The sequence below is a fragment of the Inquilinus limosus MP06 genome, from assembly GCF_000767795.1.
Classification (GTDB): domain Bacteria; phylum Pseudomonadota; class Alphaproteobacteria; order DSM-16000; family Inquilinaceae; genus Inquilinus; species Inquilinus limosus_E.
This window is the reverse complement of sequence record NZ_JANX01000142.1, coordinates 1-11,900: the sequence shown is the minus strand read 5'-3', so window position 1 is coordinate 11,900 and position 11,900 is coordinate 1. Positions and strand designations below refer to the sequence as shown.

At 69.6% G+C, this 11,900-nt stretch carries 15 protein-coding genes; 4 read left to right on the top strand and 11 right to left on the bottom strand.

Features of this window, described 5'->3' with window-relative positions; all coding sequences use genetic code 11:
- Positions 1–146 precede the first annotated feature (146 nt).
- From P409_RS13550 to P409_RS13535, 4 genes are all read right to left on the bottom strand, one after another.
- Positions 147–941 (bottom strand): MipA/OmpV family protein, encoded by a 795-nt coding sequence (locus tag P409_RS13550; protein WP_238578679.1) that lies wholly within the window; start codon positions 939–941, stop codon positions 147–149.
- Positions 942–1,006: 65 nt separating this feature from the next.
- The gene (locus tag P409_RS13545) at positions 1,007–1,243 is read right to left on the bottom strand and encodes a helix-turn-helix domain-containing protein (protein ID WP_034837186.1); all 237 of its coding nucleotides are present in this window, start codon (positions 1,241–1,243) and stop codon (positions 1,007–1,009) included.
- 4 nt (positions 1,244–1,247) lie between these two features.
- Positions 1,248–1,775: a DUF2975 domain-containing protein gene (locus P409_RS13540; protein WP_034837182.1), complete on the bottom strand. Its 528-nt coding sequence runs from the start codon at positions 1,773–1,775 to the stop codon at positions 1,248–1,250.
- A 132-nt stretch (positions 1,776–1,907) separates the two neighbouring features.
- Positions 1,908–2,774, bottom strand: coding sequence for a dienelactone hydrolase family protein (locus P409_RS13535; protein WP_034837179.1), 867 nt, complete (start codon positions 2,772–2,774; stop codon positions 1,908–1,910).
- A gap of 275 nt (positions 2,775–3,049) precedes the next feature.
- Here P409_RS13535 and P409_RS13530 point away from each other — a divergent pair, with 275 nt between their 5' ends.
- Positions 3,050–3,280 (top strand): hypothetical protein, encoded by a 231-nt coding sequence (locus P409_RS13530; protein ID WP_034837176.1) that lies wholly within the window; start codon positions 3,050–3,052, stop codon positions 3,278–3,280.
- Positions 3,281–3,379: 99 nt separating this feature from the next.
- On the opposite strand, the gene P409_RS13525 is transcribed toward P409_RS13530, so the two are convergent.
- Together P409_RS13525 and P409_RS13520 are read right to left on the bottom strand one after the other, a co-directional pair.
- A complete protein-coding gene (locus P409_RS13525; RefSeq protein WP_034837171.1) occupies positions 3,380–3,919 on the bottom strand; it encodes a hypothetical protein in 540 nt (179 codons plus the stop codon).
- Positions 3,920–4,030: 111 nt separating this feature from the next.
- The gene (locus tag P409_RS13520; RefSeq protein WP_034837166.1) at positions 4,031–5,236 is read right to left on the bottom strand and encodes a CaiB/BaiF CoA transferase family protein; all 1,206 of its coding nucleotides are present in this window, start codon (positions 5,234–5,236) and stop codon (positions 4,031–4,033) included.
- Positions 5,237–5,426: 190 nt separating this feature from the next.
- On the opposite strand from P409_RS13520, the gene P409_RS13515 reads away from it, so the two are divergent.
- Positions 5,427–7,025, top strand: a complete 1,599-nt coding sequence (locus P409_RS13515) for a peptide ABC transporter substrate-binding protein (protein ID WP_034837162.1) — start codon at positions 5,427–5,429, stop codon at positions 7,023–7,025.
- Positions 7,026–7,227: 202 nt separating this feature from the next.
- Positions 7,228–8,268, top strand: coding sequence for an SPFH domain-containing protein (locus P409_RS13510; protein ID WP_034837158.1), 1,041 nt, complete (start codon positions 7,228–7,230; stop codon positions 8,266–8,268).
- 156 nt (positions 8,269–8,424) lie between these two features.
- Here P409_RS13510 and P409_RS13505 read toward each other — a convergent pair whose 3' ends face one another.
- The 5 genes from P409_RS13505 to P409_RS13490 form a co-directional block, all read right to left on the bottom strand.
- A complete protein-coding gene (locus P409_RS13505; protein ID WP_034837154.1) occupies positions 8,425–8,628 on the bottom strand; it encodes a DUF1127 domain-containing protein in 204 nt (67 codons plus the stop codon).
- A gap of 41 nt (positions 8,629–8,669) precedes the next feature.
- On the bottom strand, positions 8,670–9,524 hold the full coding sequence (locus P409_RS13500; RefSeq protein WP_034837149.1) for an alpha/beta fold hydrolase: 855 nt from the start codon (positions 9,522–9,524) through the stop codon (positions 8,670–8,672).
- Between the two features lie 3 nt (positions 9,525–9,527).
- Positions 9,528–9,677, bottom strand: a complete 150-nt coding sequence (locus P409_RS40105) for a hypothetical protein (RefSeq protein ID WP_179221847.1) — start codon at positions 9,675–9,677, stop codon at positions 9,528–9,530.
- A gap of 99 nt (positions 9,678–9,776) precedes the next feature.
- Complete coding sequence (locus P409_RS13495) at positions 9,777–10,607, bottom strand: helix-turn-helix transcriptional regulator (protein ID WP_034837146.1); 831 nt, start codon at positions 10,605–10,607, stop codon at positions 9,777–9,779.
- A gap of 70 nt (positions 10,608–10,677) precedes the next feature.
- On the bottom strand, positions 10,678–10,890 hold the full coding sequence (locus P409_RS13490) for a DUF1127 domain-containing protein (protein ID WP_034837141.1): 213 nt from the start codon (positions 10,888–10,890) through the stop codon (positions 10,678–10,680).
- A gap of 130 nt (positions 10,891–11,020) precedes the next feature.
- On the opposite strand from P409_RS13490, the gene P409_RS13485 reads away from it, so the two are divergent.
- Positions 11,021–11,900: aminotransferase class I/II-fold pyridoxal phosphate-dependent enzyme (locus P409_RS13485; RefSeq protein WP_052120555.1), on the top strand; the 880-nt coding region annotated here is incomplete at its 3' end.

Sequence of the window (11,900 nt, the reverse complement as noted above, 5' to 3'; positions counted from 1 at the left end):
GGGCACCGTGCGGCAGCAGGCGCACGATCCGGACCTGACGCCGGTCGCGGCCGGTCAGCCGCGCCAGGCCGCGGGCCAGACGGTGCAGGAGGACAAGGCAGGCTCGAAGGATCATCGCATCCGAACTCCCTTGCTGAGCCTCGGCGCTACAGGCCGAAGCGATAGGTGACGGTGACGAAGCCGTAGGCCTGGTCCGCCGTGCCGTCCCGCTTGACGATCGGGCTGCGGGCGGCGTCGCCCAGCAGGCGCTCGTAGCCGGTGACGGCGTTCAGCGACCAGCGTTCGCTCAGGGCGTAGCTGGCGCCCAGCGACAGGCCGGCATTCTTGAAGCCGGCTCCGGCATCGAACGCGTCGTACTTGCTGCGCCGGGCCTGATGGCGGGTGACGCCGAAATTGGCCGACATGTAGTCGTCGCTGGCCCAGGTCGCGTCGGCGCCGACGGACAGGCTGAAGGTCTCGGACAGCGGCAGCTGGTATCCGGTCTCGAGATTGACCAGCGCGCCGCCTCTGTCGATCACGTCCTGCCGGGCCGAGACCGAGGCCGACCAGCCGCCGAAGCCGATCCGGGCGAAGGCGCCGAGGTCGAAGGCGTCATCGATGTCGCCGAGGCCCTTCAGCCGGTGGTCGTCATCCTGCTGGCGCCCCGGGCGCCAGGCGGCCAGGGGGCCTGCCTGCAGCCAGGGCGTGCGGATCACCGTCACCCGCGCCGTGGTGTTGTCGATCACCAGCGTGTCGTTCCAGGACAGGCTGACCGCGGGCACCGGCACGAACTCATAGCGCTTCGATCCCTCATAGGTCGGGGCGAAGCCGGCGCCGGCGCCGAGGCCGACGATGAAGCTGGAGCCGGCGAGGCCGGCATCGGGCTCGGCGCCGGCGGAGCCTTGCGGCAGCCCGAAGGCGAGAAGGGCGGCGGCAGGCAAGGCACGGGCGCTGCGGGACATCATCGGATCCTCGCTGGGTCGATCGTCGGGTAGGTGTCGGAAAATCCGCCCGCGGGCGGGGTGGTCTAATCGGGCGGCTCGGGGGCGTCGTCCCCCGGGCCTGGCACATATTCCAGCAGGTCGCCGGGCTGGCACTCCAGGTGCCGGCACAGCGCCATCAGGGTGGAAAACCGGATCGCCCGCGCCTTTCCGGTCTTCAGGATCGACAGGTTGGGGATGCTGACCCCGACCGCGTTGGACAGGTCCGTCAAGCTCATCTTCCGCTGTGCCAGAACGACGTCGAGGCGCACGATGATGGGCATCCGGCTATACCGTCAGGGCTGCGTCTTCGGCCAGATCGGCCGCCTGTCCGAGGACATGGGCCATGATCAGGGCGAACAGGCCTCCCACCAACGGCATGAAGGGCAGATCGGTCAACAGGATCCAGATATCCGACGGGTCGAAGCGCGGCTCGGTGGCCCACAGCGCCAAGGCGGTGACGATCGGGGTCAGCACGTCGACCGCCGCCAGCATGACCAGCTGCAGGCCGATCTGCCGGAAAACGATGACGCAATCCCGGGTGAAGAACTGGCCGTGCCCGAAATGGATCAGGATCCGGCGCAGCGAAAACAGCGCCACCACCATCAGCAACGACCGCAGCGCGTACAGCGCCACGAACAGCACCACTGGCAGCAGCGGCAGCGATGATACCGGGGCATCGACCCCGTCCGAGAGGTCGGCCTTGCCGTACAGGACGACCCAGATCAGGAACGGGATCGTCGCCAGCAGGATGAGCCAGGCCAGGACCGTGACGGCAAGACGGAGCACGCTGCTGAGGCGCGCGACGCGGTTCATGGACAGGACTCACCCCAGTCGAATCACTTCGATACTATGCGGTGGACCTTATCGATGGTCAATAAGGATTTATCGAATTTCGATAAGGAAATGGTGAGGCCCGGCGGCCGGCCGGGCCTTCCGGGGCCGGGATCAGAGCCCGTGCGCGCGGAACCAGGCCTGCAGCCGCTTCCAGCCGTCCTCGGCCGGGCCCTGGCGGTAGCTCGGGCGATAATCGGCGTTGAAGGCGTGCGGCGTGTCCGGATAGACCACGAATTCGACGGTCTTGCCGGCCGCCTTGGCCGCCGCCGCCATCTGCTTCGTGGTCTCGACCGGGATGCCGGTGTCGGCGCCGCCATACAGGCCCAGCACCGGGGCGTGCAGGTCGGCCACCAGGTCGATCGGGTTCTTCGGCTGCAGCGGCGTCGGGTCGCCGACCAGCTTGCCGTACCAGGCGACGGCAGCCTTCAGCTTCGGGTTGTGCTCGGCATACAGCCAGACGATGCGGCCGCCCCAGCAGAAGCCGGTGATGCCCAGCCGGCCGGCGTCGCCCCCGTCGCCGGCGGCGAAGGCGGCGGTGGCGTCGAGGTCGGACATGACCTGCGCGTCCGGCACCTTCGAGACGATGGTCGAGATCAGCTGGTTGATGTCGGCGATCCGGCTGGCGTCGCCCTGCCGGGCATAGAGCTCGGTCGCGATCGCGTAGTAGCCGATCTTGGCCAGGCGGCGGCAGATGTCCTTGATGTGCTCGTGCACGCCGAAGATCTCCTGCACCACCAGGATCACCGGCGCCGGGCCGCCGGCCTTCGGCCTGGCGCGATAGGCCGGGATCTGGCCGTCCTTGACCGGAACCTGCACCTCGCCGGCCTCCAGCCCCTCGGTGTCGGTGGTGATGGCCGCGGCGGAGACCGGCCGGGTGGCCAGTGCGAAGCCCGCGATCAGCGAGGTCATGGCGAAGCTGCGCCGGGTCAGGTCGGCGGCGTGGCGCAGGCTCAGAATGTCGGAATCGAAGCTGGTCATGATCGGCCCCTTCGTGGTCGGCGGCGGCAGCCGAACGGCGCTGCGGCCTGCCTGTGGACGATAGGGAAGGGACGGGCCGCCTGTCGACCGCGGCGACGCCGCATCCGGCGTCGCAAGGCAAGGCCGGGGCGATGCAGCCGAGGCTGCAAGTTTACGAAGAGTTCAGGCGCCTTACCAAGAGTTAAGATGCCGCGGCACCCCGATTCATGGCCTTCTTTGGCCGTGCGGCACTGTCGGATGTGCCGTTAAGACACGGCTCCCGGGAGCGCTCGACTATGCGTAAACTTCTTCTCGCCGGCATCATGACCCTGGCCCTGCCCGTCGCGGCTTTCGCCCAGACCTCGGGCACGGCGGACACCACCACCGCCGCGCCGGCGGCGACCGCCCACAAGGCGACCCATCACACTGCGCACCATCGTGCGCATACCGCGAAGCATGCCAAGAAGCATGCCCACCGGAAGGCGAGCTCGACGACGGCCGCGCCGTCGTCCAACCCCGTGAACTGATCGCTTCTCTCCCCCTTCCAGCGATCGTTCATGAAACCCCGGCGTCGGGCCTCGACGCCGGGGTTCTTTTTTGTCCGTTTTCCGGACTGGAACCCCGTCTCAACGGGTCGAGACGCTCTGCGCCAGCAGCTGGTTCCGCACCTCGACATGCGGATAGCCGGTCACGGTCGCCGAGCGCCCGATGGCGCCGGTCTCGCCGGACGGCACCACCACGGTCCAGGCCTCGGTCGGGGTCTGCAGGCGGAACGAGGTGATGCCGCCCAGATGGGTGACGCCGTCGACATGGCCGGTCACGGTGATCGGCGTGTCGGTGGCGTATTCACGCGGATCGGCCGGGGCCGGCCCGCTCGGCATCGCCGTGACCGGCGGGTTATAGGGCTGCACCCCGCCCTGCATGACATAGGGCTGCTGCACCCGGGTGTTCGGGTCGATCGGATAGGCCGTCGTCGGCTCGGCGATCACGGGCGCCGGCCGCGGGGCGACGACCGCCGGTGCCGGTTGCACGACGGTGGGCGCCGGCGCGGGCGCGACCACCGTCGGGGCCGGCGACGGCACGATCACGGTCTGGGCCATGGCCGGCGCTGCGACCAGCAACGCAGCCAGGGTGGCGGCGGACGCCGCATGGACAGTCTTGACCATGTCTCTGCTCCGTTCTGTCGGCGCCAGCCACGGCAGGACCATTGGCGCGACGCATCCCGATCGCGGGTGCGTGCACCTCGCCGGCGGTGACGCCAGGCTCAGTTCCCCCTATTAACGCCCGAAACCGGATTCCGGTTCGCCGAGCCAGTCGCGCAGCACCGCGTCGCCGTCGGCGCCGCACACCGGCGGGGCGTGGCGATAGCTGACCGGCGTCTCCGACAGCCGGATCGGGCTGCCGATCAGGGCGACCGGGTCGGTCGCCAGCGGATGCGCCATCTCGATCCGCATCCCGCGCGCCACGACCTGCGGGTCGGCGAAGACCTGGTCGATGGTGTTGATCGGGCCGCACGGCACCTGCCGCGCCTCCAACGCCCCGAGCCAGTGGCCGCGCGGCTTCTCGGCGATCAGCCCGGCGACGATCGGCACCAGCACCTCGCGGTTGCGCACCCGGGCCTGGTTGGTGGCGAAGCGCGGATCGGTCGGCAGGTCGGGCCGGCCGGCGACCTCGCAGAACCTGGCGAACTGGGAATCGTTGCCGACCGCCAGGATCAGGTACTCGTCCGATGCCCGGAACGCCTGGTAGGGCACGATGGTCGGGTGGCCGTTGCCGGTGCGCGGCGTCGGCACGCCCGAGGTCAGGTAGTACTGGCCGGCGTTGGACAGCCAGGCCACCTGGGTGTCCAGGAGCGCCATGTCGACCATCTGGCCGCGCCCGGTGCGACGACGGTGGTCGAGCGCGGCGAGGATGCCGATCGTGGCATAGGTTCCGGTCATCAGGTCGGCGATGGCGACGCCGACCTTCATCGGCTCGCCGTCGATCGGGCCGGTCAGGCTCATGATCCCGCCCATCGCCTGGACCAGGTAGTCGTAGCCGGCGCGCGGGGCGTAGGGCCCGGTCTGGCCGAAGCCGGTGATCGAGCAGTAGATCAGCCCCGGGAACTCGTCCTTCAGATCGTCATAGCCGAAGCCGTAGCGGGCCAGGTCGCCCAGCTTGTAGTTCTCGACCAGCACGTCGGCCTCGGCCACCAGCCGGCGCAGCAGGGCGCGGCCTTCGTCCCGGGTGAAGTCGATGGCGATCGACCGCTTGTTGCGGTTGGCGCTGAGATAATAGGCGCTCTCGGTCGTGTCGGCGCCCTCGGCGTCCTTCAGGAAGGGCGGGCCCCATTTCCGCGTGTCGTCGCCGACGCCCGGCCGCTCCACCTTGACCACGTCGGCGCCGAGGTCGCCCAGGATCTGGGTGGCGCTGGGGCCGGCCAGCACGCGGGTCAGGTCGAGCACCTTGAGGCCGGCCAGGGCGCCGGCGGGGCTGTCGGTCATTCTCGGGGACTCCTCCTTGCTCCGTCCTGGTTAGCCCAGGCGCGGCGGGGCCGCAATCGGCGCCCGGCGCGGGCCGGCGGATCATGACTCCAGGTTAAGACCTTCCTCCTTTTTGGCAGGGGCGCGCCGGTGGTATAGGCCATAGCCTTGGCGCCCGAAAAAACAGGCAGCCACAACAGGGGGCGACTCAATGCAAGGCTTCTCCAGGGTTCTCGTCCGCAGCCTGCTGGCGGCGGCGCTGCTGGGCGGGACGGCGTCGGCCGCGTTGGCCGAGATGGTGCTGAATGTCGGCAACAGCTCGGAGCCGGAGACGCTCGACATCCAGAAATCGTCCGGCGTCGCCGAGGCGAACATCCAGAACGACCTGTTCGAGGGCCTGCTGACCCAGGACGCCAAGGCGCAGCCGATCCCCGGCGCGGCCGAGAGCTGGACGGTCTCCGACGACGGCAAGACCTACACCTTCAAGCTGCGCGCCGACGGCAAATGGTCCGACGGCACGCCAGTGACGGCGGGCGACTTCGTCTTCGCCTGGAAGCGGCTCTTGGACCCGAAGACGGCCAGCCCCTACGGCTTTTTCATCGACCGGGTGGTCAACGCCAGGGAGATCCGCCTGGGCCACAAGCCGGCCGGCACGCTCGGGGTCAAGGCGGTCGACGACCGCACGCTCGAGGTCTCGCTGGTCGGGCCGACGCCGTATTTCCTGTCGACCCTGACCCACCATTCGACCTTCCCGCTCAGCCGCGCCAATGTCGAGAAGTTCGGCGACGATTACCTCAAGCCGGGCAACCTGGTGTCGAACGGCGCCTACATGCTGGCCGAGGCGGTGCCGCAATCGCATGTGAAGCTGGTGAAGAACCCCAGCTTCCACGATGCCGCCAGCGTCAAGATCGACACCGTCCGCTACTTCGTGACCGAGGATGTCGACGCCGAGCTGCAGCGCTTCAAGGCGGGCGAGCTGGACTACACCTACACCATCCCGGGCCAGCAGATCCCCGAGCTGAAGCAGACCGTGCCGGACCAGGTGCGGATCGCGCCCTATATCGGCACCTACTACTATGCGATCAACCTGACGCACGAACCCTGGAAGAGCCATCCGGAGCTGCGCCGCGCCCTGTCGCTGGCGATCGACCGCGACGTGCTGGTGAACAAGATCACCCAGGGCGGGGAGCTGCCGGCCTACACCTTCGTGCCGCCGGGGATGAGCAACTTCGCCGCCTGGACGCCGAAGGAGGCGGGGGAGACCCAGGCCCAGCGCGACGCCGAGGCCAAGGAGCTGTTCGCCAAGGCCGGCTACGGCCCGGACAAGCCGCTGGCGGTCGATATCACCTACAACACCTCGGAAAGCCACAAGAAGATCGCCGTCGCCATCGGCGCCATGTGGAAGCAGAAGCTCGGGGTCGAGGTGACGCAGACCAACGTCGAATGGGGCACGCTGCAGAGCTCGCTGCGGAAGAAGGAGTACAAGGACTTCAGCCGCACCTCCTGGATCGGCGATTTCGACGATCCCAGCAACTTCCTCGACCTGTTCCGCAGCACGGCCGGCGAGCAGAACTATCCGGGCTATGCCGAGCCGGGCTATGACAAGCTGATGGACGACGCGGCGGCGGAGGCCGATCTCGGCAAGCGCGGCCAGATCCTGGCCAAGGGCGAGCAGATGTTCCTGGCCGACCAGCCGATCATCCCGATCTATGTCTACACCAGCAAGCGCATGCTCTCGCCGGCGGTGAAGGGGTGGCAGGACAATGTCCTCGACAACCATCTCAGCCGCTGGCTGACGGTCGAACGCTGACCGCCGGCCGCCAATCGGGCCCCGCCTCGGATCGAGGCGGGGCCCTTTTCGTGTCCGCCCGATCCCCGCACCGGGGCGACATGGGAATTCATGCGGCCGCCATGATTTTGTCCCAGTGCGGCTCCTAGTCTCCCGGCCGGGCGCCGCTGCGGCATCCGACCGCAACGGGCCGGAGCGGCGGCGTCCGGACACCGGAGCTGCCATGAATCCCCTGCTCGCGAAACTCAGGTCGAACGTCACCCTCGTCGTCGTGCTGGCGGTCGCGGTCATCCTGGTGATGTCGTCCTATTTCACGGTCAACCAGAACGAGGTCGGCGCGGTGCTGCGCTTCGGCCGGCTGGTCAGCGACCAGCCGGTGCAGCCGGGCCTGCACTTCAAGCTGCCGGTCGTCGACTCGGTCCACACCATCCGCACCTCGATCGAGAAGATCCCGATCCCGGAAATCCACGTGAAGACGATCGACAACCAGTTCGTATCGATCGACATGAGCCTGACCTACCACTTCTCCGACCCGCTCAAGGCGCTGTTCCAGGTTGGCGACATGGGCGGCGGCACGGTCAGCGAGAAGGTGATCCCCTTCGTGCAGAGCCGCACGCTCGACGTTTTCGGCCAGGTCAATGCGCTGGAGATCGCCGACAAGAAGAAGGGGCTGGAGAACTCGATCCTGACTGCTATCCAGGCCCAGGCCGCCGACATGTTCGGCGTCAAGGTCGAGGACATCCAGATCACCCAGATCAAGTATGACGAGAACTTCGAGCGGAACATCCAGGTCACGGTGCAGACCCGCAACCAGCAGCTCGCGGCGATCAACATCCTCAAGGTGAAGCAGACCGAGGCCGAGCAGGCCGTGGCCGTCGCCAAGGGCGAGGCCGACGCCGCGGCGGCGACGGCGGACGGCCAGAAGCGCGTCGCCATCGCCCAGGCCGAGGCGCAGGCCCAGTCGGTGCGCCTGGCGGCCGACGCTGCGGCCTATGACGTCTCGAAGCGGGCGGAGGCCGAGGCCGGCGCCAAGCGCGAGGTCGGCGCGGCCGAGGCCGAGGTGATCTCGACCAAGGCCAAGGCGGCCGGCTCTGCCGAGGCCTATGCCGAGATCCTGCGGGCCGAGGCGACCAAGAACTGGACCGGCGCGGTCCCCAACGTCCAGCTCGGCGGCGGGGCGGCCGGGTCCGGGGCGGCGCCGGTGGTGGTGCTGCCAGCCGAGGCGATGAGGCCGGCGGTCGCCGCGCAGACTCCGGTGGAGTGAGCGGCCGCCATCCCTCACCGTCATTGCGAGGAGGCGAAGCCGACGAAGCAATCCATGGTCCCGCTCGGACGGCTGCATGGATTGCTTCGCTGCGCTCGCAATGACGATGTCTGGTGTTCTGACAGATCCCGATTGCAGGAGAGGCCACGCGCATGCTCACCCCCGCCAGAACGGCTTCAGCGACTCGCGGTCGGCGGCGCAGCGTTCCAGGCCGAGGTCGCGCAGCTCGTGGTCGCTCAGCGTCCACAGACGCGGCCGGGTGCGCGACCGGCGCAGCCAGGCCGTGACCAGGCGCATCAGGATCCCGGCGAGGCCGGGGCGAGCGGCAACGGTCCGCCGCTCGATGGCGGTGGTCGACATGATGTCTCTCCTGTGAGGGGAAGGGCTGCGGGCGGGGCCGGCTAGCGGCGCAGGCCCCAATGCGCGCGCAGCTCCTGGTTGAGCTCGACCGCGCGCTCCTCGGGGAAGAACAGGCGCGCGCCCTTCAGCTCCACCCGCCGGCGGGTGCCGGGGATCGCCTCGGCCAGCCAGTGCGACCACTGGATGTCGAAATAGACGTCGTCGGTGCCCCAGACGATTAGCGTCGGCGCATTGAGGCGCCGCAGCCGGTCTTCGATCGCCAGCGTGTGCCGGGCGTCGAAGGCGGCCAGGAAGCGTCGGAAGTCGTCGGTGCGCTGCTCGCTCCTGACCAGCGGCCGCAGATAGGTCTCGATATCCTCGTCCGTCACCCGCTCCGGATGCTCATAGGCCGGGCCGAGGGCCTCGGGTGAGCGGTAGACGGCCTTGTCCGCCAGCATCGCGTCCAGCGCGCCGCGCAGGCCGCCGGAAGCGGCCATGGCCAGGAACGGCTTGAACGCCTCCGGCGGCCAGTTGTCATGGGCGTCGCAGTCGGTCAGGGCCAGGCTGCGCACCCGTTCGGGATTGTTGGCCGCGAAGATCTGGGCGATGCCGCCGCCGCTGTCATTGCCGACCAGGTCGGCCTGCCCGATGCCGAGCGCGTCGAGGAATTCGCCCAGCATCGTGGCATTGGCGGTCACCGACACGTCCTGGCCGGGCGCGATCTCGGTGTCGCCATGGGCCAGCAGGTCGACGGCGATGCAGCGGCGGATGTCCGACAGCTGCGCCAGCTGGTGCCGCCACAGATGGCCGTTCAGCAGCACGCCGTGGACGAACAGGGCTGCCGGCCCGGCGCCCGTCTCCGTATAGGCGACGCGGGCCGACGGCGTGTCGACGCGGCGTTTTTCCAGGGAGCGCATCGGTCACTCTCCGCCTGCGGTCGAGGCGTCGGCCTCGCGCAGCGCCCGGGCGCAATCCTCGCAGCACACCTCCACCGTCTGGCCGCCGATCGTCACCTTGATCGTCTCGGCATCCAGCTCGCAGTCGCAGGCCGCGCAGGTTCTCTCGCTCATCGCATGTCTCCTATTTCGCCGGGGATCCGGCTGAGGACAGGGGAGCATTCCGGGCGGCAGGCCCGCTGTCGGATTCTTTAGGGACTTGCGGCGGATGGGTCAGCGCAGCCGGACCGAGCGCTGGAACTCCGCCGGGGTGCGGCCATAGGCCTGGCGGAAGGCTGCGCTGAAATGGCTGTGGCTGGAGAAGCCGAGGTCGAGGCCGAGGGCCGTCAGGTCGTCGTACCGGCCCAGCAGGTCCAGCGCCCGCGCCAGCCGCAGGCGCAGCTGGTAGCGGTACAGCGGCAGGCCCTCGACCTGCCGGAACACCTGGGTCAGGTAGACCGGGGAGACGCCGACCTCGGCCGCGATCTCGGCCAGGGTCCAGCGCCGCGCCAGGTCGGCGGACAGCGCCAGCTTGGCCCGGTCGACCAGCTTCTGCAGGCCGCGGCTGGCCTCGGCCTGGTGCGAGGTGCGCTCACCGATGGCGCGGCGCACCAGGGTCAGGGCCAGGGTCTCGGCCTCCAGCGTCTCGGCGGCCTCGCGCCTCAGGCTGTGCCGCAGCAGCGCCACCAGCGCCTGGCTGCGCGCGTCGATCCGCAGCCGCTGCGGGCGGAACGCCGTCGCCGCGCCGTCCCGCAGCAGCTCCGGCGGCGCCAGCTCGCGCAGCAGCGCGTCATCGACCACCACGTCCAGGCAGGAATCGCCGCCCTCGACCGGATGGCTGATGCGGTAGCCTTCATCCGGGTTGAAGAACAGCACCTGGTTGGCCTCGCCCACCGCGTCGTCGCTGCCGAGATGGCGGACGAACACGCCGCGATAGGGGAAGACCAGATGGGTGGCCGCCGCGCATTCCTCGGCGCTGCGGTGCCGGCACGCGCCGCCGCAGGCGACGTCGCGGATCGCGACGGTCTCCGTCTGCAGCAGGGTGTCGGCCGAGATGTCCGTCATGGCTCCGGCAGGGCAGGGGGCTTACGGCCCACCATACCCTGCCGGGCCGTGTTCCGCACCTGGGCGAGGCTCAGCCCCGCCAGAACGGCTTCGCCGCCTCGCGCAGGGCGGCGCCGCGGTCGAGGCCGAGATCGCGCAGCTCATGGTCGGTCAGCGCATCGAGCTGGCGTCGGGTTCGCGCGCGCCGCAGCCACAGGCCGAAGACCTGGCGCCAGCCGGCGAAGGCCACGGGGCGGGACAGGGCGGAGCGGGAAACGCGGCGCTCGACAACGCGCGTCGACATGGGAGGTCTCCTGATGGCCCGCGGCCGGCGGGGCACTGCGCCCTGGAGCGGCAATTGCGGGATTGCATTCAGAGATTGATCCGAGCATGATGTCGGTGCAATCATAGTATTGCACTCGGAGCAATTTAGCATGCTGGAAGATTTCCGCCGCATTGCCGATGCCGTTGCCGGCGAGATCGCCTCGGGGCAATTGCGGCCGGGCGACCGGCTTCCGCCGCAGCGCGACTTCGCCTATCGCCGCGGCATCGCCGCCTCCACCGCCGCCCGGGTCTATGCCGAGCTGACCCGGCGCGGCCTGGTGTCGGGGGAGGTCGGGCGCGGCACCTTCGTCCGGGCCATGGAGGCGGTGCCGGCCTCGGTGCTGGCCGAGCCGTGGCAGGCGCCGATCAACCTCGAATCCAGCTTCCCGATCCTGCCCGGCCAGCCGGCCGCCCTGGCGCAGGGGCTGCAGGCGCTGATGCGGCCGGACGCGCTGGGCCTGGCCTTGCGGGCGGTGCCGGCGGCGGGCACCCAGGCGGCGCAGGCGGTAGCGTCGTCCTTCCTGGTGCAGGCCGGATGGTCGTCGGAGCCGGCGAGGGTGCTGTTCACCGGCAATGGCCGGCAGGCGATCGCGGCGGCGCTGTCGGCCTTGGCACCGGTCGGCGGCCGGGTCGGGGTCGAGGCGCTGACCTATCCGGTGATCAAGGGCATCGCCGCCCGGCTGGGCATCGCCCTGGTGCCGATCGCGATGGATGCCGAAGGGCTGCGGCCGGATGCGCTGGAGGCCGCGCACCACGCCGCCCCGCTGCGCGGCGTCTATCTGCAGCCGGTGCTGCACAACCCGCTCGGCTTGTCGATGTCGCCGGGCCGGCGGGCGGATCTGGCAGCGCTCCTGCAGCGGCTCGACCTGGTGGCGGTCGAGGACCGGGTGTTCAGCTTCCTGGCCGGCGAGGCGCCGCTGGCGACGCTGGCGCCGGACCATGTGATCGTGGTCGACAGCCTGTCGAAGCGCCTGGCGCCCGGGCTGACCC

Bases quoted from the DNA above. Each gene is read 5' to 3' on its own strand.
- P409_RS13550 (WP_238578679.1), bottom strand. From the start codon at position 941: ATGTCCCGCAGCGCCCGTGCCTTGCCTGCCGCCGCCCTTCTCGCCTTC.
- P409_RS13545 (WP_034837186.1), bottom strand. From the start codon at position 1,243: ATGCCCATCATCGTGCGCCTCGACGTCGTTCTGGCACAGCGGAAGATG.
- P409_RS13540 (WP_034837182.1), bottom strand. From the start codon at position 1,775: ATGAACCGCGTCGCGCGCCTCAGCAGCGTGCTCCGTCTTGCCGTCACG.
- P409_RS13535 (WP_034837179.1), bottom strand. From the start codon at position 2,774: ATGACCAGCTTCGATTCCGACATTCTGAGCCTGCGCCACGCCGCCGAC.
- P409_RS13530 (WP_034837176.1), top strand. From the start codon at position 3,050: ATGCGTAAACTTCTTCTCGCCGGCATCATGACCCTGGCCCTGCCCGTC.
- P409_RS13525 (WP_034837171.1), bottom strand. From the start codon at position 3,919: ATGGTCAAGACTGTCCATGCGGCGTCCGCCGCCACCCTGGCTGCGTTG.
- P409_RS13520 (WP_034837166.1), bottom strand. From the start codon at position 5,236: ATGACCGACAGCCCCGCCGGCGCCCTGGCCGGCCTCAAGGTGCTCGAC.
- P409_RS13515 (WP_034837162.1), top strand. From the start codon at position 5,427: ATGCAAGGCTTCTCCAGGGTTCTCGTCCGCAGCCTGCTGGCGGCGGCG.
- P409_RS13510 (WP_034837158.1), top strand. From the start codon at position 7,228: ATGAATCCCCTGCTCGCGAAACTCAGGTCGAACGTCACCCTCGTCGTC.
- P409_RS13505 (WP_034837154.1), bottom strand. From the start codon at position 8,628: ATGTCGACCACCGCCATCGAGCGGCGGACCGTTGCCGCTCGCCCCGGC.
- P409_RS13500 (WP_034837149.1), bottom strand. From the start codon at position 9,524: ATGCGCTCCCTGGAAAAACGCCGCGTCGACACGCCGTCGGCCCGCGTC.
- P409_RS40105 (WP_179221847.1), bottom strand. From the start codon at position 9,677: ATGAGCGAGAGAACCTGCGCGGCCTGCGACTGCGAGCTGGATGCCGAG.
- P409_RS13495 (WP_034837146.1), bottom strand. From the start codon at position 10,607: ATGACGGACATCTCGGCCGACACCCTGCTGCAGACGGAGACCGTCGCG.
- P409_RS13490 (WP_034837141.1), bottom strand. From the start codon at position 10,890: ATGTCGACGCGCGTTGTCGAGCGCCGCGTTTCCCGCTCCGCCCTGTCC.